Annotated in this window: 24 protein-coding genes; 13 read left to right on the plus strand and 11 right to left on the minus strand. The window is 62.9% G+C overall.

Translation table 11 applies throughout. The annotated features are described in order from the left end of the window. Positions 1-2 precede the first annotated feature (2 nt). The 6 genes from K3555_RS24440 to K3555_RS24465 form a co-directional block, all read right to left on the minus strand. Positions 3-1,397, minus strand: a complete 1,395-nt coding sequence (locus K3555_RS24440) for an NAD(P)/FAD-dependent oxidoreductase (RefSeq protein WP_260009436.1) — start codon at positions 1,395-1,397, stop codon at positions 3-5. Then, positions 1,384-1,695, minus strand: a complete 312-nt coding sequence (locus tag K3555_RS24445) for a (2Fe-2S)-binding protein (RefSeq protein ID WP_260009437.1) — start codon at positions 1,693-1,695, stop codon at positions 1,384-1,386. The genes K3555_RS24440 and K3555_RS24445 overlap by 14 nt, the downstream gene beginning before the upstream one ends. Further along, on the minus strand, positions 1,670-2,770 hold the full coding sequence (locus K3555_RS24450) for an FAD-binding oxidoreductase (RefSeq protein WP_260009439.1): 1,101 nt from the start codon (positions 2,768-2,770) through the stop codon (positions 1,670-1,672). Before K3555_RS24450 ends, K3555_RS24445 begins: the two co-directional genes overlap by 26 nt. 69 nt (positions 2,771-2,839) lie before the next feature. Next, positions 2,840-3,832 carry a TRAP transporter substrate-binding protein DctP gene (gene dctP, locus K3555_RS24455; protein WP_260009440.1) on the minus strand — a complete coding sequence of 331 codons (993 nt, stop codon included), beginning with the start codon at positions 3,830-3,832 and terminating at the stop codon, positions 2,840-2,842. Between the two features lie 47 nt (positions 3,833-3,879). Beyond that, complete coding sequence (locus tag K3555_RS24460; protein ID WP_129373375.1) at positions 3,880-5,178, minus strand: TRAP transporter large permease; 1,299 nt, start codon at positions 5,176-5,178, stop codon at positions 3,880-3,882. Continuing rightward, complete coding sequence (locus K3555_RS24465) at positions 5,175-5,645, minus strand: TRAP transporter small permease (RefSeq protein ID WP_259993275.1); 471 nt, start codon at positions 5,643-5,645, stop codon at positions 5,175-5,177. The genes K3555_RS24460 and K3555_RS24465 overlap by 4 nt, the downstream gene beginning before the upstream one ends. A gap of 112 nt (positions 5,646-5,757) precedes the next feature. On the opposite strand from K3555_RS24465, the gene K3555_RS24470 reads away from it, so the two are divergent. Both K3555_RS24470 and K3555_RS25090 read left to right on the plus strand, forming a co-directional pair. Beyond that, on the plus strand, positions 5,758-6,684 hold the full coding sequence (locus tag K3555_RS24470; protein WP_260009441.1) for a LysR substrate-binding domain-containing protein: 927 nt from the start codon (positions 5,758-5,760) through the stop codon (positions 6,682-6,684). Positions 6,685-6,895: 211 nt separating this feature from the next. Beyond that, positions 6,896-7,165, plus strand: a complete 270-nt coding sequence (locus K3555_RS25090; protein ID WP_409201712.1) for a helix-turn-helix domain-containing protein — start codon at positions 6,896-6,898, stop codon at positions 7,163-7,165. A gap of 68 nt (positions 7,166-7,233) precedes the next feature. Here K3555_RS25090 and K3555_RS24475 read toward each other — a convergent pair whose 3' ends face one another. Next, a complete protein-coding gene (locus tag K3555_RS24475; protein WP_260009443.1) occupies positions 7,234-8,157 on the minus strand; it encodes a LysR family transcriptional regulator in 924 nt (307 codons plus the stop codon). A gap of 98 nt (positions 8,158-8,255) precedes the next feature. Here K3555_RS24475 and K3555_RS24480 point away from each other — a divergent pair, with 98 nt between their 5' ends. The 8 genes from K3555_RS24480 (at position 8,256) to K3555_RS24515 (ending at position 18,428) form a co-directional block, all read left to right on the plus strand. Further along, positions 8,256-9,236 (plus strand): sterol desaturase family protein, encoded by a 981-nt coding sequence (locus K3555_RS24480; RefSeq protein ID WP_260009444.1) that lies wholly within the window; start codon positions 8,256-8,258, stop codon positions 9,234-9,236. 997 nt (positions 9,237-10,233) lie between these two features. Next, the gene (locus K3555_RS24485) at positions 10,234-11,358 is read left to right on the plus strand and encodes an acetyl-CoA carboxylase biotin carboxylase subunit family protein (protein WP_260009445.1); all 1,125 of its coding nucleotides are present in this window, start codon (positions 10,234-10,236) and stop codon (positions 11,356-11,358) included. Positions 11,359-11,406: 48 nt separating this feature from the next. Further along, positions 11,407-12,828 (plus strand): FAD/NAD(P)-binding protein, encoded by a 1,422-nt coding sequence (locus tag K3555_RS24490; protein ID WP_260009446.1) that lies wholly within the window; start codon positions 11,407-11,409, stop codon positions 12,826-12,828. Then, a complete protein-coding gene (locus K3555_RS24495; protein WP_260009447.1) occupies positions 12,828-13,910 on the plus strand; it encodes an AbrB family transcriptional regulator in 1,083 nt (360 codons plus the stop codon). Before K3555_RS24490 ends, K3555_RS24495 begins: the two co-directional genes overlap by 1 nt. Beyond that, the gene (locus K3555_RS24500; protein WP_260009448.1) at positions 13,903-15,090 is read left to right on the plus strand and encodes an ATP-grasp domain-containing protein; all 1,188 of its coding nucleotides are present in this window, start codon (positions 13,903-13,905) and stop codon (positions 15,088-15,090) included. The genes K3555_RS24495 and K3555_RS24500 overlap by 8 nt, the downstream gene beginning before the upstream one ends. Before the next feature lie 72 nt (positions 15,091-15,162). Beyond that, positions 15,163-16,203, plus strand: coding sequence for a 4-hydroxy-2-oxovalerate aldolase (gene dmpG, locus K3555_RS24505; RefSeq protein ID WP_260009449.1), 1,041 nt, complete (start codon positions 15,163-15,165; stop codon positions 16,201-16,203). Next, positions 16,200-17,111, plus strand: coding sequence for an acetaldehyde dehydrogenase (acetylating) (locus K3555_RS24510; protein WP_260009450.1), 912 nt, complete (start codon positions 16,200-16,202; stop codon positions 17,109-17,111). Before dmpG ends, K3555_RS24510 begins: the two co-directional genes overlap by 4 nt. A gap of 57 nt (positions 17,112-17,168) precedes the next feature. Next, positions 17,169-18,428, plus strand: coding sequence for an aminotransferase class I/II-fold pyridoxal phosphate-dependent enzyme (locus tag K3555_RS24515; RefSeq protein ID WP_260009451.1), 1,260 nt, complete (start codon positions 17,169-17,171; stop codon positions 18,426-18,428). A 108-nt stretch (positions 18,429-18,536) separates the two neighbouring features. Here the strand turns inward: K3555_RS24515 and K3555_RS24520 are convergent, their stop codons facing one another. Both K3555_RS24520 and K3555_RS24525 read right to left on the minus strand, forming a co-directional pair. Then, complete coding sequence (locus tag K3555_RS24520) at positions 18,537-18,671, minus strand: hypothetical protein (RefSeq protein ID WP_259993266.1); 135 nt, start codon at positions 18,669-18,671, stop codon at positions 18,537-18,539. 289 nt (positions 18,672-18,960) lie between these two features. Then, a complete protein-coding gene (locus K3555_RS24525) occupies positions 18,961-19,830 on the minus strand; it encodes a LysR substrate-binding domain-containing protein (RefSeq protein ID WP_259993267.1) in 870 nt (289 codons plus the stop codon). Positions 19,831-19,947: 117 nt separating this feature from the next. On the opposite strand from K3555_RS24525, the gene K3555_RS24530 reads away from it, so the two are divergent. Then, the gene (locus K3555_RS24530) at positions 19,948-21,489 is read left to right on the plus strand and encodes a trimethylamine methyltransferase family protein (protein ID WP_260009452.1); all 1,542 of its coding nucleotides are present in this window, start codon (positions 19,948-19,950) and stop codon (positions 21,487-21,489) included. 14 nt (positions 21,490-21,503) lie between these two features. Then, positions 21,504-22,595, plus strand: a complete 1,092-nt coding sequence (locus K3555_RS24535) for an aminomethyltransferase family protein (RefSeq protein WP_260009453.1) — start codon at positions 21,504-21,506, stop codon at positions 22,593-22,595. Between the two features lie 54 nt (positions 22,596-22,649). On the opposite strand, the gene K3555_RS24540 is transcribed toward K3555_RS24535, so the two are convergent. Then, positions 22,650-23,771 carry an aminotransferase gene (locus K3555_RS24540; protein WP_260009454.1) on the minus strand — a complete coding sequence of 374 codons (1,122 nt, stop codon included), beginning with the start codon at positions 23,769-23,771 and terminating at the stop codon, positions 22,650-22,652. A gap of 132 nt (positions 23,772-23,903) precedes the next feature. Between K3555_RS24540 and K3555_RS24545 the strand changes: the two genes are divergently transcribed. Then, positions 23,904-24,722: a LuxR family transcriptional regulator gene (locus K3555_RS24545; protein ID WP_260009455.1), complete on the plus strand. Its 819-nt coding sequence runs from the start codon at positions 23,904-23,906 to the stop codon at positions 24,720-24,722. Here K3555_RS24545 and K3555_RS24550 read toward each other — a convergent pair. Next, positions 24,719-25,060 carry a zinc ribbon domain-containing protein YjdM gene (locus K3555_RS24550; RefSeq protein ID WP_129373404.1) on the minus strand — a complete coding sequence of 114 codons (342 nt, stop codon included), beginning with the start codon at positions 25,058-25,060 and terminating at the stop codon, positions 24,719-24,721. The two genes, K3555_RS24545 and K3555_RS24550, sit on opposite strands and share 4 nt — an antisense overlap. Between the last annotated feature and the right edge of the window lie 34 nt (positions 25,061-25,094).

Genomic DNA, 25,094 nt, shown 5'->3' on the forward strand with positions numbered 1-25,094 from the left:
TCCTATTCAGCGGTGCTGGCGGATGGGTCGTCCATCGCAGCCAGTTCGCCCAGTGTTACGGGTTTGATCGGCGGGCGGATCCGGTAATAACCTGTCTCATCCGGTGTCTGCCCGTTGGCCTCGGCCAAAAGCGCGGTCACGGCCGGCCCGCAATAGCGGCCCTGGCATGGCCCCATGCCTGCGCGGCCAAAGGCCTTGGCCTGGTTTGGCCCAAGACAGCCAAGCTTGGCATAGCTGCGGATGTCACCTGCCGTGACTTCCTCGCAGCGGCAGACAATGGTGCTGTCCGCAGGCTGCAAAGCCGCAGCATAAGGCGGATAGGCCGCATCCAGAAACGGGCGCACAGCGGTTTCCCGGCTGCGCCGGCTGAACAGCGGCGCGGCAAGCCGGTCGCGCTCCTGCGCGGTGATCCGGCCCAGCTCCTCTGCCGCTTTCAGGGCTGCGGTACGGCCCGCGAATTCGGCGGCCATGGCGCCGCCGATGCCGGCGCCGTCCCCGGCGATCAGCACACCCTCCTTGGCGGTCTCGCCCCACCTCCCGGCCTCGGGCACAAAACACTGCTGCGCCTCGGACCAGATATGCGGCACCCCGATCGAGCGGGCGGCCTGGGTGTTCGGCACCACCCCGTGATGCAGCAGGGCTGTGTCGCAAGCGATGCGGTGATCGCGCCCCTTGCTGCGGAATGCCACCGCCTCGGCCTGGGTGCTGCCCGCCACCGCGATCCCGGTCGCGCCGGTATAGCGGGGCACGCCGGCACGGTTGATTTCTGTTAGCATTTTCAAGCCCTTGACCAGATAGCGCCAGCCACGCAATGCGCCGGGGAGGTGGCGGGCTGATGCCATCGGGCTGATGCCAGTCTGGGTTTCGACCAGCGCCAGCGGCGGCGTGCCGGCACACACCATCTGCGCCGCGATCAGATAAAGCAGCGGGCCGCTCCCGGCGAGCACGGCGCGGCGCGGCAGAACGCCGGATTGCTTCAGCAGGATCTGCGCAGCGCCTGCCGTCATCACACCGGGCAGGGTCCAGCCGGGAACCGGCATCGGGCGCTCCAGCGCGCCGGTTGCCAGGATCACCCGGTCTGCTTCGGCCTGTTCGCCGCGCCCCTGGCGGGTGAAGGAAATGCGGAAGCCGTCCTCGATGGCCCAGACGATGGCGCCGGGCACATGGCTGATCCCCGATTGGCCAAGGCCCGCTGTCAGGGTGGTCCCGTGCAGGTATTCCTGCCCCAGAATGGCGCCGCGCGGGCCGGCGGCGCGGTCGACGTCGCGGTAGATCTGCCCGCCGGGGCGGTTCTGCTCGTCCAGCAGGATCACACTCAGGCCCCGCTGCGCGGCCTCGGCAGCTGCGGCCATACCGGCAGGGCCGGCGCCGATGATGGCAAGATCACAGTGTTGCATCGCCAGCCTCCGCTTCATGCGGGCGGGCAATCCGCATACCCTCTTCCACTTCCAGCATGCAGGCCTGACGCACGCCGCCGCCGGTCTCCACCAGGCAGTCGAAACAGGCGCCCATCATGCAGAACGGTGCCCGCGGCGCGCCCGATACGGGCGTGTGGCGGAACACCTGCACGCCGGCGGCCAGCAGCGCGGCGGCCAGATTGGCGCCTGCGGGCAGGTCCAGCGGCTGGCCGTCGAACCAGACCCGCACGCGGGGAGCGCCGTCCTGCAGTTCAAGAAACGGGGAATCGGTCTTCACTGAACACCTCCAGATCAGGGGCGGCCGCGGTGCCTTCCAGCCAGTCCGGCAGGAACAGCGCATGGGCCGCGGCCAGGGTGATGCCGCTGTGGCAGGTAACCAGGTAGGCACCGGGCAGTTCGGGGCTTTCCTGATAGATCGGCAGCCCGTCGGGCGACAGGATGCGCAGCGCGCCCCAGCTGCGCACCAGCTGCGCGCGGGCCAGCGCCGGATAGGCGGCAATGGCCTTGGCAGCGAGGCCCGACAGGCCCGGCTGGGTCACGCTGTCGTCCAGCCCCATCTCCTCGTTGGTGGCGCCGATCTGAATGCCGCCCTCGTCCACCTGGCGGGCAATCAGCGAGGGGCGGTTGATCATCTTCGGCAGCTTTTCGGTGATCAGCACCTGGCCGCGCTGCGGGCGAACGGTCGCCTTGAAGCCCAGCTTGGGGCCAAGCTCCATCGCGCCGAGGCCGGCGGAGAGCACAACCTTGCCTGCTGTGACCACGGTGCCGTCGCTGCATTGAACCCGATAGGCATCCGGTTTGGAAACCGCGGTGACAGTCTTGCCATTCAATACCGTGCCGCCCAGCCGCCGCACGTCCGCTGCCAGCGAGACCAGCAGGCGCAGCGGATTTGCGTGGCCGTCCTGGTGATGCAGGATCGCGCCTGCCACCTTGGGCCCGATATGCGGCTCCTCGCGGCTGAGCGCATTGCGGCCCAGCACCTCGTAGGGGTAGTTGCCGCCCAGCTTGTCCTTCAGCGCGTCATACTGCGCGACGGCGGCATAGAGCGTTTCTTCGGAGAAGTGCAGGTCATAGCCGCCGTTCTGCTGCAGCCCGACAGATCGGCCTGTGCCGTCTTCCAGCTCTGAGGCAAATCCGCCCCAGGCGGCTGCGGACTGCTGGCTCCAGCTGGCATAGCGCGGCTGTTTCATGCCCTTGGACTGCACCCAGACCAGACCGAAATTGCCGCGGCTGGCGCGGAACGATCCGTCATCGCCGTCCAATACCGTGACGCGCTTGCCGCGTCTCAGCAGCCCCCAGGCCACGGACAGGCCGACAACGCCGCCGCCGATCACTGCATAATCTGCTTCCATCCTGCCGTTTCTCCGGGGTTTGCAGCACTTGCGGGGCGGCGCGCGACCGCCCCTGTCTTTGACGCGGGCTTACTTGCCGATCTGGTCAAGAATGCCCTGGCCCCATTCGGCGCCAACGTCTTCCAGAACCACCGGCCAGACATCGCTGCGCACTTTTGCAGTCATTGCAGCCAGTTCCTCATCGCTCAGGTCGACAATCTTGGCGCCGAGGTCATCCGCCAGACGCTGCTCCCATTTGCCCTGGTCCTCTTCGGCGACGGTCCAGCGCTGCGCCTCGAACTCGGCAGCAGCAGCCTTCAGCGCCTCTTGATCCTCTGCATCCAATTCAGCCAGCGAGCCGTTGGAGATGATCATATACCAGACCTCAAAGTGGGTGTTGGCAGGCACATAAGCCTTGGTCACATCGCGGAACGACGCATAGTAGCCTTCGGCGCCGGAGCCGATCACACCGTCGACCACGCCGGTCTGGATCGCGGTGAAGGCCTCGGAGAAGGGGATCGGCGACGGGATGTAGCCCAGGGCCTCGCCGGTCAGCTGAAAGCTTTTGATGCCGGGCACCCGGACCTTGATGCCGTTGGACTGCGACGGGTCGCCCGGGCTGACCGGATCGGTGTTCAGCGCAACACCGCCGAAATACACCGGATAGGCGGCCAGCATGGTGATGTCCTGCTTGGCGTAAAGTTCGGCCATCACGTTGCGCACCGGGCCGTCGGGACCATAGATCGCACGCGCCTCAGCCCAGTTGCCGGCCAGATAGGGAAACGAGCTGATCTGCATCCGCCGGTCCACCGCGGCAGCCGCAGGCTGGGTGGCCATGTCGATGGCGCCGACGCTGATGCGTTCCTGCACGGTGGTGTAATCGCCCAGAGCAGAAGCCGGGAAGATGCTGACCGACACGTCGCCGCCGGTGGCCTCGTCCACTTGGGCTGCAAAGGCGCGCAGTTCCTTGTCGATGGTGGTGTCCTGCGGGCGCACGTGGCTCATCTTGAGGTCGGCGGCCTGGGCAAGGCCCGCCAGCGACATCAGGGCAGCAGCGGCGGTGCCGGTCAGAAAGTGTTTCATGGGTAGTCTCCTCCGTAGGGTGTCAGGTGTAATTCTGGGGGGTGGGATCAGTAGCCGAAGAACCGCGGCAGAAAGAGCGACAGATCGGGCCACAGCGAGGTCAGAAAAACCACCGGCACATAGCCTGTCAGGATCAGGATCATCGCGGGCGGGATCACCTTGGTGACCTTCACGTTGCCGATCCGCGCGCCAAGATAGAGGATCGAGGCATAGGGCGGAGTGACCCCGCCCATTGCGGTATTGACACCCATGATCGCGGCGAACTGCACCGGGGTGACGCCAATGGCCTGCATCAGCGGCAGCAAGAGCGGCGCAATCAGGATGATGGCGGTGACGTCGTTCACCACCATGCCGACCAGGAACAGCAGGATGTTGATGAAGATCAGCAGCAGCACCTTGTTCTCGGTGATCTCGAAGATCGCGCTGACCATCTGCTGCGGGATGCCTTCGTAGACGAACATCTGGCTCAGGATCATCGAGAACAGGATCATCACCATAATCGCGCCCACGGCGGTCGCGGCTTCCTTGCCGGCATCCAGGAAGCTGTTCCATTTGAGGCCCTTGTAGATGAAGAACCCGACCGGCAGCGCATAGATCACCGACAGTGCTGCGGCTTCGGTCGGGGTCATGATACCGCCGTAAATGCCGCCCAGGATGATCACCGGCATCAGCAGTGCCGGGGTGGCGTTAAAGCCCTTTTTCGCAACATCTCCGGCCAGCGCCGAGAAGCTGGGCGTGTCGTCCAGCACCAGGTCGAACTTGCGGCTCATCCACAGGTTCATGGCCGAGAAGTTGAACATGATCAGCAGGCCCGGCCCCAGGGTCGCCAAAAAGCAAGCGAGGATCGAGGTGTCGGTCACCCAGCCATAGACGATCATGGTGACCGACGGCGGGATCAGCAGCCCCAGGATGGACGAATTGGCAATCAGCGCGGTGGCGTATTCCCGCGGGTAGCCGCGCTTTTCCATTTCAGGGATCAGCAGCGGGCCGATGGCGGCGATGCCGGTCAGGCCGGAGCCGGAGATCGCGCCGATAATGGCGCAGCTGACCGCAGCCACAACGCCCAGGCCGCCGCGGATATGGCCGATGAAAGCGTTGACGAAGTTCAAGAGCGAGGCCGCGATACCGCTGGCCGACATGATGGTGCCCGCCAGCACGAACAGCGGAATGGCCAGCAGCACCGGGTTGCCCAGCTGCTGGGAGCCCCACAGCATCATGCCTTTCATGGTCACATCGCCCAGGAAGTACATGATCATCAGCGACGCGCCAAAACAGTAGGGCAGCGGCACGCCAAGGGTCAGCGTCAGCACCAGGACGGCAATGGCAAGAAGGGCGATTTCGATCATTGTGCAGCTCCGGCGCGCAGGTCGTTGATATGGCGCAGCAAATGCACCGCGGTGTAGAGCATCATCAGGGCCAGTCCGGCCGCCAGCGCCACTTCGGAAAAGAATGTCGGCAGGTACAGCGTCGGGCTCTCCTTCCAGACCCGCCAGGCATATTGCGTGTACTCCCAGGCCCAGCTCAGCAGCCACAGGCCGACGGTCAGGCTGATAACCTCGCCGATAATCGCCAGCACGGTATGGCCGCGCTCTGTCTTGATGGCGATTTCCAGCACGTTGGCACGGATGTGGGTGTCCTCGCGCGACGCGTTGACGGCCCCCAGAAGATAGAGCCAGACAGTGGGGTAGAGCATGGTTTCCTCCAGCCCCATCACCGGGATCTGCAGCAGATAGCGGGTGACCACCTGAACGAACTGGCCCAGGGCCACCAGGCAGATCAGCCCGGTCAGCAGATATTTTGAAAATGTGTCCATCTGTCCTCCTTCCGGTGTCCCCTCACCGGGTTTGGCGGATTTGGCTGGACAAGGGGCATAAGATCAATTTCAAAATATCTGTGACTTCATAAATTTCCTTGATACCGATGCCATGAATTTCTCAATCCGCCAGATCTTCACCTTCCGCGAGGTCATGCGCAGCGGCTCCATCTCGCAGGCGGCGCGCACCGTCGGGCGCACCCAGCCCGCGGTCAGCACCATGATCTCGACGCTGGAGGGGGAGCTGGGCTTCAGCCTGTTTGTCCGCGAGCAGGGAAAACTGATCCCGACCCCGGAAGCCCGGTTCTTTCTGGAGGAATGCGAGACCGTCCTTGAACGCATTGAGCGGATCGAGCGCACGGTGAGCAAAATCCGCTCGCACGAGGCCGGCAGGCTGCGCATCGCTTGCCACCCGGCGGCAGCGGGGCTTTTCATGCCGCGGATTCTAACGGATTTTCTTCAAGGCAAGGATGAGCTGGAAGTCTCGCTGATCATGCGCTCGTCGGATGTGATCGAGGATTTGATCGCCTCACAGCAATTCGACATCGGATTTGCCGAAACACCGGTGCCGCGCCCCTCGGTCCGGCAGATGGATTTCGATCTCGAATGCGTCTGCGTGCTTCCTGCCGACGATCCGCTTGCAGCCGCCGAAGAGATCACACCGCAGGATCTGGACGGGCAGCCGATGGCGGCGCTGTTCGACGAACACCCGCTGACGGCCCGGACAGAGGCCGCGTTTCACAGGAACGGCTGCCGGTTCCGCAAACGGCTGGAGCTGCGCACCTGGACGCCGGGCCTGCAATTCGTTGCAGCGGGTATGTGCTACATGATTTGCGACATGATCACCGCCTACGGCTGCCTGCAACAGCGCCAGACCACGGCCGGCCTGGTGATTCGCCGGTTCCGCCCCCGGATCAGCACCGGTGTTTCGATACTAACACCGGGCTACGCGGCACAATCTCTGACATCACAGGCCTTCACCACCCGGCTTTGCCAGTCCATCGAAAGTATGCAGGCTCAAATGAACAGCAGCCTCTAGGGATGCAGCCCTGAAACAATGGCTGCCTTCCTAGAGGCTGCGGCACGGCGGATGGCGCACGCAGATCCAGCGAATTCACAGTCTCCGCTCTTCTTGCTCCACATTCAACATAAGACTGATTACAGGGCCGTCATATGTAGCGGAGTGCGCGCTACTTTGAAGTGCGAATCCTATTGTAAAACATCGCGTTATCTACAAGGAGGATAATCGCATGGGAGCCGTTTACACGCAGCTTTCCTTTCAGGAACGCCGCAGGATCGAAGACTGGCGGCTGGCAAAGGTCCCGGTGGCCGGGATGGCGCGCGTGTTGAAGCGCCGCAAATCCACGATCTTCCGCGGTGTGGCAATCGGACTTCAGCCCTTCATCGGAAAATTCCTTTGCGCACTACCGTCTTGTGCCGCTGAGTCCGGCATCTGCCCGGTCCAATCTGGGCGAACGGCTGGATGCAGTTCCCCAAAGGCGGCGAATGGTCAAAGGTGAATGGATTTTCGCATCGCCAGGAACTGTACCTGCCTTGTTACGGCACCAACAGCGGCCTGCAGGCAGGTCTATCCTGCGACCACATGCCGGTACCCTGGACCGTCACGGAAATAGTCACGGCAGAGCCGGGCAAACTGGCTGACGAGGCGGCGCTGGTTTGATTTGCCGTAGCCAACTGATAAAGACAGCCGCGGCAGCGGGTCTGTGATCGGAACCGCCGCAAGCCTGTGGCCGGCATAGCTGATATCTGTCCCCGGCAGCATGTTCAGCACCGCGCAGCCATGGCCGGCCCCAACCAGACTGCGGACCATCTCGGTTGAGTTTGCATAGGCCAGCGCCGCAGGGCTGTGCCCGGCTTCGTCGAACAGCATCCGGTAATAATCCGCGGCAACCGGCCGGTTGAGCACGATCAGCGGCTCGCCAGCAAGATGTCTGAGCCGCACCGACGCCTGCCGGGCAATGGGATGATCCGCCGGTGCCAGGCAATAGGCCGGGGCCTCGATCAGCACGTCGAACTCCACCTGCGGGCGGGCCACGTCCGAGACAAACAGGATCGCATCAAAATCCCCCGCCAGCAGACCAGCCTGGGCGCGGTCGTTGTCGCATTCCTCAAGGTGATAGGTTGTCTGGCCGTCCTGCCCCGCCAGCCCGGAGAGGATTTCCGGCAGAAAGGCCGGGGCGACGGGCGCATAATAGCCGATGCGCAAGTCCCCCTTAAGGCTCTGCTTCAGTTCTGTGCCTTCGAACAGCAGCGCATCGTATTCTTCCAGCAGGTGTTTGAATTTCTGCGTGAATACCTTGCCGCTGGCGGTCGGCTCAATACCGCGGGCGCGGTGGCGGTTGACCAGTTTGAGCTGGAACCGGGCCTCGATCTGGTCAATTGCGGCGGCAACAGCAGAGGCGGCGACATTCAGATCGGCCGCCGCACGGGAAATATTGCCATGCGCAATTGCTGTCACGAAATATCGCATGGATCTGAGCGAGACAGGCATCTTACCTCGGATTTTCAGAGGATAATCATCAGTTCATTCTGTTTTTCACAGGAATTGAGACCTGTCAAACTACCCTGCAAACCGCGCAGGAGATACAAATGTCCGAAAATCAACTGAAAGGCTGGCACCATCTGCCAGAAGTGCCGATCAGGATTTCACCCTTCTTTTCATGGCCGCCCAATCCGGCTGAGATGGCCCGATGGGTCTGGAATTCATGGTTTCTGATATCGGAGAAACTGATCATCGTGGCCATCGCGTTCATCAGCTTCATCTGGTTCCAGCCGCCGCTGGAAGAAACCAGGACCTTTGCCGCGGACTGGATCGGGGCGATGTTTGTGCGCAATTTCCTGCTGGCGCTGGCGGTCGGGGGCAGCCTGCATCTGTGGTTCTACACGTTTTCCAAGCAGGGCAAGGCGCTGAAATACGATCCAAGGCCGCTGATGGTGAACGGCCGGCAATTCACCCTGGGCGGCCAGGTGCGCGACAATATGTTCTGGACCCTGGGCAGCGGGGTGGTGATCTGGACCGCCTATGAGGTGCTGCTGTTCTGGGCGCTGGCCAATGGCCATATGCCAATGATCACCTGGGCGGCCAGCCCGGTCTGGTTTGTAGCCCTGTTCTTTCTGATCCCGGTTTGGGAAAGCCTGTATTTCTACTGCATCCACCGGGCTATCCACATCCCGTTTCTCTACAAGCACGTGCATTATCTGCACCACCGCAACATCAATGTCGGGCCCTGGTCGGGGATGTCGCAGCACCCGGTGGAGCAGATGGTCTTTCTGGGATCGGTCTTTGTACACCTGATCATCGGCGCGCATCCGGTGCATATCCTGTATCATCTGCAGTATTACTTCCTGACCGCAATGACCACGCACACCGGCTATCAGGGGCTTTTGCTTAAGGATAAGAACCGCCTGAACCTGGGCACCTTTCACCACCAGATGCATCACCGGTATTTCGAGTGCAATTACGGCAGCCTTGAAATCCCCTGGGACAAGTGGATGGGCACGTTTCACGACGGGACCGCCGAGGCCAACGCGCGCATGCAGGACCGCCGCAAACGGATCATGGGTAAATGAGCGTTGCCGCTGCCCGGGGGTTGGCGGGCAGCGGCAGGTCTTAGACGCGTTTCTCCAGGGAGACAAACAACAAGCCGTCCCCGCGCAACGCATGCGGGGGCTGGCAATACCGGTGCGGCCAATACCCTGGGCGGCGACTTTCAACAGCGGACCGTTGTCCAGACGCCGCTCGGTTTCGGCGCAGAAGCTGGTTGCGCCATCCACAAGATCATAAAAACCGCCGGCCAGCAGGCTGGTGCCGTTGCTGCCCGCGATCTGAAACACCGTGTTTCCGATGCCGCCAACGGCGGCCGCAAACGTCTCAAAGCCCTCACTGCCGCGGCGGACCGTCGCCAGCTTCCACAGGGCGGCAACGCCTGGAAAGTCTTTCGCCCGACAGGTTCGGGCCTCGTCCCGCACTGCCGGCAACACCAGTTGGAACGCCAGCCCGCTTGCCGCTGTCGGCTTCTGCCTACTTAACCCACTCATTCAGCGTGTGCGCCGAACAGCCGATCTTCGCGGAGACCGGCTTGATCGCCTACAGCGGCTGCCATGATCCTGACAAAGCGGCGGGTTACCGCTGATAACAGCCGTGATTGCGCCGGCAGAGGCAGGCGTGCGCTGCGTCAGGTGCGATTGTGCAGTTGCGGCATCAGGTCGCGTTGCCACTGTATACGATGGGATGCCGCTGTTGTTTTCGACCGGAGGCCTGCCTGGAAGACGATGAATCCGGCGGGCTAAGCGGCGAAAAATCGCTCACCTTAACGTTGTGTAAACTTCACATAACTGCCGCTTGACGGATGTTAACCATCCTGTAGGTTGCGCCAAACACGTAATGAGCGTGTTGAACTTTACGCCAACATTTTTCTTGAATCTCTGCCGAAGGCTCCGTCGCGTCATGAACATTATCCTATTTGCACCGCCAAAAATCCTTTTTCAGCATAGTGTTACAGATTGGATTGATGCGATCGGCCCGAATAGTGTTGTCCTTACTTGCGCCAGCGCCAAAGAGGCGCTGATGCGCAGCTTCCCTGAAGGGCTGGATATCCGCTTCTTTCAAAATTTCAATGACAGCCCGGCAGTAGAACTGGCGGCGATTGATATCGCGCGATCGCTGAAGGAGCCCCTGTGTGTAGCTCTGGCCGAGATCGACGTGCTGCGGGCGGCGCGGGTGAATGACTATCTTGGACTGTCCGGGAATGCTGCAGTGCAGCTGGAAATGTTTCGCGACAAATACGCGATGAAGGCACGGGCGCAAGAGGCGGGACTGCCGGTGAGCGAGATGGCGGTGGTCCGCAGCGCGATGGACATCCGCCGCTTTATCGACAGGCTGGGATTTCCTGTGGTCCTCAAGCCGCGGGACGGGCGCGGCTCCAACGGTGTCTGTGTGATCCGGGGCGACGCGGATCTGGCGGCCTGGTTGGCGACGCAGGACAGTTCCACCTTTTACAACACCATGATCGAACGCTTTGTTGCCGGAGATCATTATATCGTCAACGGGCTCTACGTGGCGGGGCGGCCAATCATGATCTCGCCCGTTCGGGTGCTGACCTCTGCGCTGGATTTCCTGGGCGGGCAGTCACATGATCTGCATATGCTGGAGCCGGCAACGCCCTTGCGCGACCGGTTGGTGGCCTACTCCCGCCACCTGGTCGAGGAAGTGATGCCGTCGCCGCCGACACTGCTGTTTCACCTTGAGGTGTTTGTCAGCCCGGATGGGACCATCATTCTGGGCGAGATCGCCTCGCGGCTGGGGGGTGTGTTCTTCAATCAGGAAATGACCGAGGCCTGGGGTGTCGATCCGCGCATGACCTACCTGCGGGCGATGCAGGATCCGGCGTTTAACAGGACGCCGATGCCGCAGATGATGACGGAGCCGCAACGGCTGGTTGGTCAGCTTTGTGTGCCGCCACGCGAGGGCGTTCTGCAAAGTGTGCCGGAGAGTTGCCCGTTTGATTTTGTGCGGGCCTATCGGATGAGCGGCGTGGCCGGGCGGCACTATGGTCAGATGGCCTTTACCAATGCGGAAATCCTGAACGCAATTGTCGAAGGAGAAAGTGAGGCCGAGTTGTGCGCCCGTCTGCGGCAGCTGGAGGACTGGTTTCACAGTGCCTGCCAGTGGGAGACCAGCGCCGCCGCCTGATCCGTTGCAACCGTCCAACTCCCTGAGGTTCAAATAAGGATGTACCACATGAAGATCGCCGTTCTTGGCGCGGGCTATGCCGGTGTCTCGGTCCTGGAAAACCTGGTTTCCACTCTGCCCGATCTGTCGGCGCTTTCGGTGGATGTCTTTGACAAGAGCCGCAGTTTTGGACCCGGTGTTGCCTATCAGGAGGATTCGGAGACCAATCTTCTCAACCGGCCTCTGAAGCTGATGTATCTGTCGCGCCGCAATGATTTCCGCGACTGGCTGGTTCAGTTCGGCGCAAGGGACGCGGCGGCGGATGAGGACGGTTTTTTGCAGCGCGCACTGTTCGGGCGGTTCCTGCAAAACCGGTTTGATGATCTGTGCGGCACGGTGCGCGCTGCGGGCGGGCGGATCCGTATCATCGGGGCCGAGGTGGAGGCGATTGCCGCCAGCCGCCGCCCCGACGCGCTTTATCAGCTGTCCTGGGCAGGCAGCGGGTCCGACTATGACATGGTCTATCTGTGCCTGGGCACCAATCTGGAAGCGGACCCCTACGGGTTGAGCGGCACGCCGGGTTACTTCCGTTCGCCCTATCCTGCGGCGCGTCTTCAGGCGTTGCAGCATCTGCGGGTGGGCATACTGGGCTGTCGTTTGACCGCCTATGATGTGGCGCTTGGCGTGAATGGGCGTCAGATGCTGATGACCTCGCGCCGGGCAGGGCTGCCCAAGGCGGTCACCGCCTATCGCCCGGTTGCGCTGCGCCATTTGACGGCGGAGGGGCTGGCGGCAATGCGTGGCGGCTGTGACGGCGGACGGATCTCGCTCTCTGCGGTGATGGACCTGTTTGAAGCCGAGATGCGGCATCAGGGTGTTGATGTCAGTTTTGCCGAGCTGCTGCGCGGTGTCGACAGCGCCGACAATGATCTGGTGTCAAGCATCCTGGCCGAGACCAATATGCTGATCCCGCAGCTTTGGGCCAGTCTGAGCGATCGTGCCAAGGCGGCGTTCCTGCGCCATTTCCATCGGCTCTGGTCGAATATGCGGGTGCCGATCTCGCGCACCAATGCGGACCGGATTGCGGGCTTGCAGGCCAGCGGCGCGCTGAACCATCGCAGCGGCCTGCGCGATGTCACCTTCCGCAAGGGCTGTTATCGTATGGTGTTCGCCGATGGCACTGTTGAGGTCGATGCGGTGATCAATGCGACGGGCCTGCAACGGGGGCTGGATGAGGCCAATCCGCTGATCCGCAGCCTGCTGGACCAGGGCTTCGCGGAGCGGGATGCAACCGGCGGCATCAAGGTCCAGCTGGAGGACTGCCGGGTCACCAGCTGCGACGGGCGCCCGTCGCGGGGATTGTTTGCACTGGGTCAGTTGACCTGCGGAACCTTCTACATGGTCAACAATATTGACGTGATCCACCATCAGGCCCGGATTGCCACCCGCTCTGCGCTGGCCCCGGTTGAAACCCTGCGGAGCGTGGGCTGATGCTGCGGAATTTTGCGATCACCCTGCTTCTGGCCTGTGCCGGATCGGTCCTCGGCTACCTGAGCGGCCTGCCTTTGGGGCAGCTCCTTGGGGCGGCGGTGTTGGTTCTGGTAGCCTGCCGAATGGGGTTGGCATTGGCTACCCCGCCTGCGGCCATCGTGATGATCCAGCTTATTCTGGGGGCCAGCGTCGGGGCGCTGCTCAATACCGAGATGCTTAAGGAGATGACAGATCTGACCATTCTTGCGGGACTGCTGATCTGCATGTCGGCGCAGCTGGCGGCCGGATTCACATGGCTCTACCGGGTCGAGAAATGGACCCCCGCCGAGAGCCTCTTGGGGGCGGTGCCCGGCGCCATGGCAGCGGTGATGACCCTGACCGGAGAAGAGGGCAAGACATCGGCCAAGATGGTCTTTGCCCATATGGTGCGGATGATCGCGCTGCTGATTGCGGTGTTCCTGATTGCCGGCCCGCAAGAAGCTCCGCCGGAGATTGCCGCGCTGCCGGATGGGCCGGATGGCACCGCCGTATGGACCGGATATGCCTCCTTTTTACTGCTGGCGGCAGGGGCCTATGTTGTGGGGCGTGTGCTGGAGCGCTTTGCCATGCCGGCACCCTATATGGTCACCGGGCTGATCCTGACGGCGGGGGCCAACCTTTGGCTTGGCAGTGATCCGGTTGTGGTGCCGGAACCGCTGGTGCTGTTTGCCATGGCGCTGCTTGGCGGGCTGATCGGGATCCGGCTGAAGGACATCACCCGTCACGATATTGCCAGCTACCTGCGGGCCGGGCTGATTGTCACCTCGATCACCTTTGGCATTACTGTGGCCATGGCGTTTGGCTTCAGCCTGCTCACCGGCCAGCCGTTTCTGGTGCTGTTCATGTCCTGGGTGCCCGGCGGGGTAGAGGTCATGGTGGCGACCGCGCTGGCGCTGGGGTTGGAGCCTGCTTTTGTGATGCTGAACCATGTGCTGCGGATGTCGGTGCTGCATATGGCGCCGATGTTTATGAGCCGCGACTTCTTCCGGCCCGAACCACAGGATACCGAAACGGCCACACTTAAGGGGGGGCGTCATGTCTGAGCCTAAGCGCAATATCCTGATGATCGGCGGGCGCGACCACACCTTTGTCCGCATTGGCGGCATGGGGTTGCGGTACAGCGCGCTTCAGACCCGCGCCCATCTGACCGATCACCTGCTGGATCATGCCGAATCCGTTGTGGTGACGGACTATGAGGATATCGAAAGCAGCGTGGCGCTGGCCCGGGCGTTGCATCGCAAAACGCCGTTTGATGCGGTGTTCTCGTTTGCTGAATACGGCTTCCTCACTGCCGCGCATATCTCCGAGGCGCTGGATCTGCCCAGCAATTGCCAAGTATCGACAGTGCAGCTGACCCGTAACAAGCGGCGGATGCGGGAGACGCTGCGCGGATGCGGGATTGCCGATGTGCCCTTTGCCCGGGTGCGCTCTGCGGATGAGATTGCCGGTTTTGCGGCGCGTCACGGCGACTCCATTATCAAACCGGCAGAGGGCGGCGGAAGCGAGGGTGTCTATTTCATCGATGCCACGACGGATATCAGCACCGCGCTGTCACGGGCCCTGCAGGCGGGCCGCGAGGAGCTGATCGCGGAGGCTTTCATTCCCGGCCCGGAGTACAGCGTCGAAACCATGTCCGTAGAAGGGGCGCACCGGGTGTTGGCCATCACCGAAAAAACCACCAGCGGGGCGCCATATTTCATTGAAAGCGGCCATGTTCAGCCGGCCCCATTACGCGCTGATGACGCGGCTCGCATTGGGGAGCGGGTCCGCCTGCTGCTGGATGCGGTCGGCTACCGGACCGGCCCGGCCCATACCGAGGTAAAGCTGCACAACGGGGCGGTCTATGTCATCGAGACCCAGACCCGCAATGGCGGCGATCAAATCTGGGAAATGACCTTGGAGACCACCGGTGCGGATGTTTTCAAGGAGACTTTTGCCGCGATCTTGGGGCTGGAGTATAGCGCGCCGCCCCCCGCCGCGCGGGCGATGGCGATCCGCTATATCCTGGCGCAGGACCAGATGCTGGGCGCAATCACCGGCCTGGAATGCGCCGCCAGTGCCGAGGGCGTGACGCGGGTGCATTCCTCGGCCAAGCCCGGCACTCGCTATGATGCCGTATTGTCGGCTGCGTCGCGGGTGGCCTATGTGCTGGCGCGCGGCGACAACCGGGAACAGGCGCTGGCCCATGCCGAGGCAGCCGTTGCCCAGATTGAGCTGAGGTGATCCGGCAGGATCACGCGGCGCTCCTCCTCCATTTCCATCTTCAATCCCTGATCCATGACAAGGAGCCAGACCATGGCCATTGCCATCCACGACCCGACTCTGCGCGACGGTAACCATGCCATTGCCCACACGCTTAGCCTTGATGATATCGCCGCCTATTGCCGGACCGTTGATGGCTGCGGGCTGGATGTGGTCGAGGTTGGACATGGCAACGGGCTGGGGGCGTCCTCCCTGCAGCTGGGCATGGCGCGCCATGCGGATCATGAGATGCTGGAAACCGCCCGTGCCAATCTGACCTGCACCAAGCTGGGCATTCATGCGATCCCCGGTTTTGCGAAAATTTCCGACATCAAGGCCGCGATTGATATTGGTGTCGATGTGTTTCGCATTGCCTCGCATTGTACCGAGGGCGATCTGACCCAAAGCTATATCGAATATGCCCGCAGCCAGGACAAATATGTGCAGGGCGTGCTGATGATGACCCATATGGCACCTGCAGAGGTGCTGCTGGCGCAGGCACAGCGTCAGGTCTCTTATGGTGCAAATGCCATTGTCCTGATGGATTCCGCAGGCAATTACGATCCGCGCGACACAAGCGGGAAAATTGGCCTTCTGGCCGGGGAACTGGATGTGCCGGTTGGCTTTCACGCCCACAACAATCTAGGCCTCGCAATTGCCAATTCCGTTGCTGCCGCCGAAGCGGGGGCGACTATATTGGATGGCACTATGCGCGGGTTTGGGGCCGGTGCCGGCAATACCCAGCTGGAGGTGCTCTGTGCGGTGCTGGAACGCTACGGCTTTGAGACCGGCACCGATGTTTTTGCGCTCTGCGAGGCGGTGGAGGCGCTGCCGGAGCTGCCGCCGGTGCAGCGGCGCACGATCGTGGGGACCTCCAACCTGATCAGCGGTATCTACGGTGTCTGCGCCGGGTTTGAAAAACATGTGACCCGTGCGGCGCAGGATTTCGGTGTCTCGCCCCGCTTCATCTACGAGGAACTGTCGCGCTGCAACGCCGTTGCCGGGCAGGAGGATCTGATCATCTCAGCTGCGGCGCACCTATCCAAGACGGCCCCCCAAACATCGGCGCAACCGCGCAAAGGAGTGACGGCATGACCCTGAGAACCGCCATCATTGGCAGCGGAAACATCGGCTGTGACGTGCTGTGCAAAGTGCAGCGTTCGGCGCTGCTGGATTGCACATTGTTTGCCGGGCGCAATGCGGCCTCGCCCGGGCTGGCACTGGCACGTGCCCGGGGCGTTCCGGTGACGGATCGCGGCGCCGAGGGGCTGTTTGCTGCGCTCGACAGTTTTGACGTGGTGTTTGACGCGACATCCTCGGCCGCGCATCAGGCCCATGCGCCCGCGCTAGAGGCGGCAGGCAAAGTGGTGGTCAACTTGACCCCGGCTCCGAATGGGGCGCTTTGCGTGCCATCACTGAATGGCGATGAGCTGTTGAAGGCCAGCAATATCAATATGATCACCTGCGGCGGTCAGGCCTCAATCCCGATCGCGCAGGCCATGACCGAGGCCAACCCGGATATCAATTATCTTGAGGTGGTGTCCTCAATCAGCGCCGAAAGCGCGGGTCCGGCGACGCGGTTGAACCTCAATCACTACATCGAAACCACCGAAAGCGCGCTGAGGCAGTTCACCGGCTGCTCCAACGTCAAGGCGATCCTGAATATCAACCCGGCCAAGCCAAACGTCTATATGCAGACCGCGATATCGGCGCTGGCGGCGCGGCATGATCTGGCAGCGGCTGAGGCGGCCATCGCCAAGGCGGTGACACGGCTGCGGGCTGCTGTGCCAGGCTATGACGTGATTGTCGAGCCGCATGTCACCGGCGACCGGTTGTTCACCATGGTGCGGGTGACCGGCGCCGGTGACTATCTGGATCCATCGGCCGGCAACCTGGACATCATCACGGCGGCGGCCACAAAGATGGCCGAGGCCATTGCCCGTGCTGGAGGCAGGCGGGGGGCAGCTCCGGCGGTGCCGCAACCGATGGAGAGCGTGGCGTGATGGGCCGCTTAGACAACCGCCCGGATGCTGCTGCCCGCATGGTAGGAGGAGGGCGCCATGCCTGATCTGGCCAATGCACATCGCAACACACCGTTCTGTCCGATCCTTGAGCTGGCAGGCCGCATTCAGGCGCGGAACAGGCCGGTGGTGGATTTCTCCATCGGAGTGCCAAATTTCACGCCGCCGCAGCGGGTCTATGACGCTGCCATTGCCGCCATCCATGCGGATCAGTGCCGCTATGGTCCCAGTCGCGGCGAGGCAGGGCTGATCGCCGCCTATCTGCACTACCTCGGGCAGTTGGGGCTGGACCGCTTCGGTCCGGAGAACATCGCGGTGGGGCAAGGCGGCAAACATCTGCTCTATTCACTGTTTCAGGTGCTGTTTGAGCCCGGTGATACCGTGGTCATTCCTGCCCCTTGCTGGCCGACCTATTTTGACATTGCCCGGTTGAACGGGGTTGCAGTGCGCACGCCATATTGCGGGCTGCATCAGGGCTATAAACTGGATCCGGCGACACTGGAAGCGGTGCTGGGCGGACGGGTTGTGGCACTTGTGCTGAACAACCCATCCAACCCCACCGGTGCGCTTTACAGCATGGCGGAGCTGGCGGCACTGGCCGAGGTGCTGCGCCGTCACGATGTCTGGATCATCAGCGATGATGTCTACCAGCGCTTTGTCTATACGGATGATCCCTGTCCGCACTTGCTGGATATCGCGCCCGATCTGGCACCCCGGATTATCAAGGTGGACAGTATTTCAAAGCTTTACGGGATGCCGGGCTGGCGTGCGGGGCTGTTGGCCGCGCCGCCTGAGGTGGCGGATGCGGTGGCGACGCTAAACAGCAATTCGATTTCCAACATGCCGCCTGTCGTTGCCGCCGCCGCAGCGGAGGCGCTCTGCGGCGATCAGGGGTTTTCGCAACGGATGACGCCCGGCTACCGGGCGCGGCGGGACATCCTGCTGACCGCCTTTGACAGCGCGCCGCAGATCCGTTGCGCCCGTCCGGGGGGTGCGTTCTACCTGTTTCCAGACATCTCGCGGGTGTTCGGGTCCATGCACCACGAACAGATGATCAGCACCGATCAGGATCTTTGCAATTTGCTGCTGGAGGAATATGGCGTTGCGGCTGTGCCCGGGCGCCATTTCGGGGCGCCGGACAATATTCGCCTGTCCTATGCGATTGACGCCGATCAGGTCCGGCAGGGGGCACGTCAGATCCTGCGATGTCTGGCAGAGCTGGAGGAAACGCCCAGAACACGGCAATCTGCTGACCCCCTCCCGACGGCACAGACGCCGGTGATGGAGGTGGTTTCCTGACACCGCTGGGGAGGCAGGCCCCTGCCCGCCTCCCCAGCCCGGTTGTGCCTGTTCGGTTGCGCCAGTCCGGTGGTGTCCAGTCCAGCCGCAGCCGGACGGCGGCATAAATCAGCAGCAGCAGGTTGCGGCCCCCAAGGCGGCAATCGGCAGCACAAAGCCATATTCGGCCGAGCTGAGGCCCTGCATCAGCGCCTTGCGAAAGCTCTGCTGCACCGGCGCACGCGGTGACGGTTGAGGTGCCATACGGCCAAGAAATGCCGCGCGTTGATGATATCCGGCGGGTCCAGATAGCCATTGCGTGCACGCGTCTCTGCGATCTCCTTGATCCGCCGTTCGACGGCAGCCTGATCCCCTCTCGGGACATCGCTGCGCGATGCCCTGCCGGGCAGTGGTCCGCCGGGACTTGTAGTGGCAGGTGGATATGGCGAAGCAGATGGCCCCGCAAGCCTTCCGGACCGCCCCCCAATGACAAACAGATAATCATAGCGGAGAGGTGCAGAGGAGGCAGCGCATTCCCCGGCAGTAAAAACCGCTACTGGCTTTGCAGCCAATCGGCAAAGGCCTTGACGCCGGTCTGCAGACTGCTTTGCCGCGGACGCACCAGAAAATAGCCATAGTCCGTCAATGCGTGGTCCGACAGGCGGAACAGCTTGGCCTCTTCCAGCTCGCGTGCGATCAGCGCATCCATCAGCGCAATCCCCTGCCCGTCGATGACCGCCTGCACCCGCACGTTGGGGTCGGGGATGATCAGCGCGTCACGGCGCGCTTGCTGCGGCAGCCCCGCCGCCTGCTGCCAATCGCTCCAGGCGTTGCTGTCATCATGGTCGCGCAGCAGCGTCATGCTGGCAACCGCCTGCGCGATGCCCTGCCGCTCCACTTGTTCCAGCGCCGCCGCATTGCCGACGGGATAGGCCGGGCAAGGCATGAACGGGGTGATCTCCCCGTCCTCCCATTGGCCGCTGCCCCAGCGGATCGCGATATCCACGCCCTGCGCCTCCAGATCGAACAGCCGGATCATCGGCTGCAGCCGCAGCTGGATATCCGGGTGCTCTTGCATGAACGACATCAGCCGCGGCGACAGCCAGCGGGCGGCAAAATAGGTTGAGACACCTACCGTCAGCGTGCGGCTGGAGACGCCTTTCAGCGCCAGAACCCCGGCCTCGATATCCTCGTAATGGCTTTGACAGGCGGCCAGCAGTTTCTGCCCCGCCGCAGTGATCTCCACCCCGCGGGCATTGCGCTGGAACAGGGCAAACCCCAGCTCCGCCTCCAGCGTTTTGACCTGATAGCTGACCGCGCCCTTGGTCATGTTCAGCGCCCCGGCGGCATCTGAAAAACTGCGGTGGCGGGCGATTTCAACAAACAGCCGCAGGCTGTCGTGGTGGCGGAATTCTACAGACATAAGGCAAGCGTATAAATTTCCTGAACGCAGCGCACAAATAAAATCGATTGCCGGGCGCGCAGATTCCTAAAATATAGACCCCGGAATATTCACTCGGGAGGCTTCAAGTTGGGAAATATGAACGCTGATACGCATATCACCCAGCGCGGCCGGTCGCGCCGGGGGCGGCTGACCCGGCACAATGCACCGCAGGCAACACCTATCTACCAGCGCCGCAACATCCCCGCGTATGATCTGCTGAAGGATACTGCGCTGGCCCGGATCGAGACCCAGGCGGATTGGATCCTGGAGCATATCGGGGTTGAATTCCGCGGCGACGGTATTGCCCTCGGACTGCTGGCTGAGGCCGGCGCGCAGGTCGATGGCCCCCGCGTCCGCTTTGCACCGGGCCTGGCCCGGCAGCTCTGCGCCACAGCCCCCGCCGAATTTCAGCTGCATGGCCGCGCTCCCGCCCGCACGGTCACCCTGGGCGGCGATAATCTGGTGCTGATGCCGGGCTACGGCTCGCCCTTTGTCAGCGATCTGGCGCAGGGCCGCCGCTATGCCACGCTGGCGGATTTCGCGAATTTCGTGAAGCTATCGCATCTGTCCCCCGCGCTGCACCATTCCGGCGGCACCGTGGTAGAGCCGACGGATGTGCCGGTGAACAAACGCCATCTCGACATGATGCTGGCGCATCTCACCCTGTCGGACAAACCGTTTATGGGCGGCGTCACCTCAGCCCAGGGCGCGCAGGACAGCATTGATATGGCGCGGATCGCCTTTGGCGCCGGCTTCCTGGACAGCCACGCGGTGATGCAGGCCAATATCAACGTCAACTCGCCGCTGATCTATGATGAAACCATGTCCGGCGCCCTGCGCATCTACGCGGCGGCCAACCAATGCGTCTGCATCTCCCCCGCGATCTTTGCCGGCGCCATGGGGCCGCTCTCCCCCGCTGCCGTTGCGGCGCAGACCCTGGCCGAGGCGATGGCAGGCATTGCCCTCGCCCAGCTGGTGCGCCCCGGCTGCCCGGTGGTGTTCGGCAGCTTCCATTCCTCGATGAACCTGCGCAGCGGCGCGCTGACCTTCGGCTCGCCCGAGGCGAACCTCGCCACTATGGCAATCACCCAGCTGGGCCGCCGGCTGGGGGTGCCGGTGCGGTCGGGCGGCGGCCAGGTCACCGCTTCAAACGCGCCCGACGGCCAGGCGATGCAGGACAGCGCCGGGGCGATGTGGGCGACGCTGCTGTCGGGCGGACATCAGGTCTGGCACGCGGCGGGCTGGCTCGAGGGCGGGCTGGTGATGTCTTACGAGAAATTCATCATGGATCTCGATCACTGCGGCGCCATGCTGAAGATGCTGCAAGGCTTCACCGTGGAAGACGAGGATTTTGGCCGCGATGCCTACGGCGAGGCCGGGCCGGGCGAGAACTTTCTGTCTACCGGCCACACCCTGCGCCACTACACCACCGCCAATTATGAACCGCAGATCCCCGATGCCGGCCCCTATGAGACCTGGGAGGAAAACGGCCGCCTGACTGCGGATCAGCGCGCAACGGCACGCTGGCAGCAGATGCTGGCAGAGTATCAGCCGCCGCCGATGCCGGACAGCACCCGCACCGCCCTGAATGACTTCGTGGCCAAGCGCAAAGCCGCCATGCCCGACGAATGGTATTGAAAAAGGACCATAAGATGACCGCAGAACTGAGCCGCACATCGGCGCTTGCCTCCCGCCACACCACCCTTGGATCAGGACTGGAGGACTGGAACGGCATGGGCACCGCCTGGAGCTACAGCACCGACCCCAACGACGAGCACGACGCGGTGCGCGAACGGGCCGGCATGTTCGACATGTCGCCGTTGAAAAAGGTCTTTGTGCGCGGCTCTGACGCGCAGGCCGTGCTCGACCACCTGACCACCCGCGACCTTAGCAAAGTCACCCCGGGCAAAGCCGCCTACCTGTGCGTGCTGACCGAAGCGGGCGGCATCGCAGACGACGCCATCGTGTCGAACAACGGACGCGATGAGTGGATGATCGTGCATGGCTCCGGCGATACCATGGCCCTGCTTCAGGCTTCCGCCGAAGGCCGCGACGTGTTCCTGGAATTCACCGACGATCTGCATGACATCTCGGTCCAAGGCCCGGCCGCACTGGAGATCCTGAATGCCCATTGCGGCACCGATCTGGCCGCATTGGGATACTTCGAACATACCCCGGCCACCCTGTTCGGCCATCCCTGCCGGATTTCACGCACAGGATACTCCGGCGAGCGCGGCTATGAGATCTTTGCCGGTTCCGCAGCAGTCACGGACATCTGGGACCAGCTGGCGGCAGGTGGCGTGATGCCCTGTTCCTTCACTGCGCTGGACAAGGTGCGGATTGAGGCCGGGCTACTGTTTTATGGCTACGACATGACAGCGGACAACACCCCTTGGGAAGTTGGCCTGGGCTTCACCGTCAGCGCGTCCAAGGGCGGTTTCCGAGGCAAAGACGCGGTGATGGCGGCAAAGGACGCTGCGAAGATGCGTAACGTCTGCCTCGATATCAATCACCCGGACATGGTTGAAGGCGGCGAGACGCTGCTGCTGGACGGCGAACAGATCGGCGTGATCAACAGCCCCTGTTATTCGCACCGTTTGGGCAAATCCCTGGCACTGGCCCATATCCGCCCCGGCATCGCCATCGGCACCGTTCTGCAGGTCGCCGGCGGCACCCTGGAAACCACGGCAATCGTGACGCAAAGCCCGGTCTACGACCCGCAAAAAACCCGCACCCACGGCTGACCCGTCCTGCAGAACGGCGGAGGGCCGGCACCTGAACTGCCCGCCTTCCGCGCCCTAACCCTGCGCCGCCAGAAACGCCGACACCCGCGCCAGGCCCTCCTGCAGAATCTCGGATCCGTTGGCATAGCCGATGCGCACATACCCCTCCATGCCCAGGGCCGACCCCGGCGTGAACATCACCCCCGTCTGCTGCAGCAGCGCCACGCAGAAATCGCGCGATGCCATGGGCAGATCGTATTTCAGCAACGCGGTGGTGCCCGAACGCGGCTTTACCCAGGATATCCGCGGCTCCCGGTCCACCCACTCCGCCAGAACAGCCAGATTGCCGCGGGTGATGCGCTGGCTGCGCCCCAGCACCTGATCGCGATTCTCCAGCGCCAGCGCGGCAAAATGGTCGTTGATCATGCCCACCGAAATCGTGTCGTAATCGCGGTGAACAGACACCGCCCCGATCACCTCCCGCGGCGCCGCAATCCAGCCCAGCCGCAGCCCCGCCAGGGAATAGGCCTTGGACATGCCACCCGTCGAAATCCCCTTTTCGTAGATATCCGCAATCGAGGCGGTGATGCCGTCCCCCTCCTGATCGGTGCCGCGGTAAACCTCGTCGCACAGGATCCAGGCGCCAGCCGCGCGGGCAATACCGGCGATCTCCTCCAGCATCCCCCGGCCCATCAGCGCGCCGGTGGGATTGTTGGGATTACTGATGGCAATCAGCCTGGTATCCGGCGTGACCAGGGCGCGCAGCGCATCCAGATCCGGCAGAAACCCGTCTTCTTCGCGCAGCTGCAGCTGATGTACATCGGCGCCGATACTGGCCGGGATCGAATAATGCTGCTGATACGCCGGCACCACCGCCACCACCTGGTCGCCGCGCGACACCAGCGCCTTATGCACCAGCATATTGGCGCCGATGGTGCCATGGGTGACGATGGTGTTTTCCACCTCCTGCCGCGCATACAAAGACGCAATGGCGCGCCGCAGCCGGTCCGAGCCCTCAATGGCGCCATAGGTCATCTTCATGCCCAGCAGATCAGACAGGTCTGCGGGGGTCTTGCCCGCCAGCTGCAGCAGCTCAGCGATGGTCAGGCTTTCAACACAGGTCTCGGCCAGGTTCCAGTCGCATTTGGTCTCCCATTCGTTCATCCAGATTTCGACGCCAAAGGGATCTATATGCATGGTTTCTGTCCTTATCTTCCTGCGCAAGTGCCGCCCCCGACCCTAGGCGGCTTTGACCGCCCCTGCCATCATCCCCAAGGATGATGCGCCGCGCGCGCCGCCGTGCTATGGCGCCCGGACCGGGAGGGGACTGTGGAATTCCAAGACACTGACATCGCAGCGGCGGCCCAGGCGCTGGCCAGGGTCATTGACGGCCATGGCGGCGCGCCGGATCTGATCGCCGCCGCCGGCCGTCTGCTGCCCTTCACCGCCGCTTTCTGCGTCGTCAACCGCAAGGGCCAGTGTCCTGTTTACCTGTGCGACACCTATCCCGAAGGCAGCGCCAAGGAGGCGGTGCAGCTTTATGCCCGCAGCACTTATCTGCTCAATCCGGTCTATAACGCAATCCTCGACGGGCTGCCGCCGGGGCTGTACCGGATGGCCGATCTGGCACCCGACAATTGGAACCTCTCCGCTGAAGCCGCCGGCGTTCTGGCCGAGGACGCCGAGGAAATCGGCTACCGCACCCCCGGCTGGCCTGCCGGGCTGCAGGAACTCACCCTTTTGGCGGAGCTGCCTGTGGGTGCCATGGGCGAGATCAGCTTTGCCCGTCCCGCCGCCGAGGGCGGTTTTCCGGATGATCTGCAGGCCCGGCTGCGCCCTTTTCTGCCGCTGTTTGCGGCTGCCTTCCGCCGGCTTTGGTCCCGCCATACGGACAGCCCGGCCCCGGCAGAACCGGAGCGGAAACTGCAGGACTTCGCCCGCAGCACCCTGTCCCCGCGCGAGGCAGAGATTGTGCAGCTGATCCTTAAGGGGCATTCCAGCCTGTCAATCAGCCTGACTCTGGGGATTGCTCTGCCGACGGTCAAAACCCACCGCAGGAACGCCTATGCCAAACTGGGCATCAGCACCCAGCAGCAGCTGTTCAACGCCTTCCTGCACTGGCAGGCCAAGGCCCGGCAGCGGTCTTAGCCGGACACTTTCTTGACAAACTGCGATTTCAGGCCGATCGGGCCGACCCCCGGCACCTTGCAATCAATGTCGTGGTCGCCATCCACCAGCCGGATGCCCCGGACCTTGGTGCCAACCTTGATAACCGAGGACGTCCCCTTCAGCTTCAGGTCCTTGATAACCGTGACCGTGTCGCCGTCGGCCAGCAGATTGCCAACGCTGTCGCGCACTTCGGCAGTCTCGCCGTCCGCTGCCTCCGCCGCCCATTCATGCGCGCATTCAGGACAGATCAGCAGGGCATCCACCTGATAGGTATAGGCAGAGGCGCATTCGGGGCACGGAGGCAAAGTATCAGTCATGCCTGCTCCAATAGCCCTAAGACAGGATGCTGAC

The organism is Leisingera sp. M527 (genome assembly GCF_025141525.1).
Classification (GTDB): domain Bacteria; phylum Pseudomonadota; class Alphaproteobacteria; order Rhodobacterales; family Rhodobacteraceae; genus Leisingera.

What these genes read in the sequence shown, in the direction of transcription:
- K3555_RS24530 (WP_260009452.1), top strand. Translation starts at nt 19,948, where the DNA reads ATGAACGCTGATACGCATATCACCCAGCGCGGCCGGTCGCGCCGGGGG.
- K3555_RS24440 (WP_260009436.1), bottom strand. Translation starts at nt 1,397, where the DNA reads ATGCAACACTGTGATCTTGCCATCATCGGCGCCGGCCCTGCCGGTATG.
- K3555_RS24525 (WP_259993267.1), bottom strand. Translation starts at nt 19,830, where the DNA reads ATGTCTGTAGAATTCCGCCACCACGACAGCCTGCGGCTGTTTGTTGAA.
- K3555_RS24475 (WP_260009443.1), bottom strand. Translation starts at nt 8,157, where the DNA reads ATGCCTGTCTCGCTCAGATCCATGCGATATTTCGTGACAGCAATTGCG.
- dctP (WP_260009440.1), bottom strand. Translation starts at nt 3,832, where the DNA reads ATGAAACACTTTCTGACCGGCACCGCCGCTGCTGCCCTGATGTCGCTG.
- K3555_RS24520 (WP_259993266.1), bottom strand. Translation starts at nt 18,671, where the DNA reads ATGGCACCTCAACCGTCACCGCGTGCGCCGGTGCAGCAGAGCTTTCGC.
- K3555_RS25090 (WP_409201712.1), top strand. Translation starts at nt 6,896, where the DNA reads ATGGGAGCCGTTTACACGCAGCTTTCCTTTCAGGAACGCCGCAGGATC.
- K3555_RS24495 (WP_260009447.1), top strand. Translation starts at nt 12,828, where the DNA reads ATGCTGCGGAATTTTGCGATCACCCTGCTTCTGGCCTGTGCCGGATCG.
- K3555_RS24465 (WP_259993275.1), bottom strand. Translation starts at nt 5,645, where the DNA reads ATGGACACATTTTCAAAATATCTGCTGACCGGGCTGATCTGCCTGGTG.
- K3555_RS24540 (WP_260009454.1), bottom strand. Translation starts at nt 23,771, where the DNA reads ATGCATATAGATCCCTTTGGCGTCGAAATCTGGATGAACGAATGGGAG.
- K3555_RS24470 (WP_260009441.1), top strand. Translation starts at nt 5,758, where the DNA reads ATGAATTTCTCAATCCGCCAGATCTTCACCTTCCGCGAGGTCATGCGC.
- K3555_RS24535 (WP_260009453.1), top strand. Translation starts at nt 21,504, where the DNA reads ATGACCGCAGAACTGAGCCGCACATCGGCGCTTGCCTCCCGCCACACC.
- K3555_RS24480 (WP_260009444.1), top strand. Translation starts at nt 8,256, where the DNA reads ATGTCCGAAAATCAACTGAAAGGCTGGCACCATCTGCCAGAAGTGCCG.
- dmpG (WP_260009449.1), top strand. Translation starts at nt 15,163, where the DNA reads ATGGCCATTGCCATCCACGACCCGACTCTGCGCGACGGTAACCATGCC.
- K3555_RS24460 (WP_129373375.1), bottom strand. Translation starts at nt 5,178, where the DNA reads ATGATCGAAATCGCCCTTCTTGCCATTGCCGTCCTGGTGCTGACGCTG.
- K3555_RS24485 (WP_260009445.1), top strand. Translation starts at nt 10,234, where the DNA reads ATGCGCAGCTTCCCTGAAGGGCTGGATATCCGCTTCTTTCAAAATTTC.
- K3555_RS24510 (WP_260009450.1), top strand. Translation starts at nt 16,200, where the DNA reads ATGACCCTGAGAACCGCCATCATTGGCAGCGGAAACATCGGCTGTGAC.
- K3555_RS24450 (WP_260009439.1), bottom strand. Translation starts at nt 2,770, where the DNA reads ATGGAAGCAGATTATGCAGTGATCGGCGGCGGCGTTGTCGGCCTGTCC.
- K3555_RS24550 (WP_129373404.1), bottom strand. Translation starts at nt 25,060, where the DNA reads ATGACTGATACTTTGCCTCCGTGCCCCGAATGCGCCTCTGCCTATACC.
- K3555_RS24500 (WP_260009448.1), top strand. Translation starts at nt 13,903, where the DNA reads ATGTCTGAGCCTAAGCGCAATATCCTGATGATCGGCGGGCGCGACCAC.
- K3555_RS24490 (WP_260009446.1), top strand. Translation starts at nt 11,407, where the DNA reads ATGAAGATCGCCGTTCTTGGCGCGGGCTATGCCGGTGTCTCGGTCCTG.
- K3555_RS24515 (WP_260009451.1), top strand. Translation starts at nt 17,169, where the DNA reads ATGCCTGATCTGGCCAATGCACATCGCAACACACCGTTCTGTCCGATC.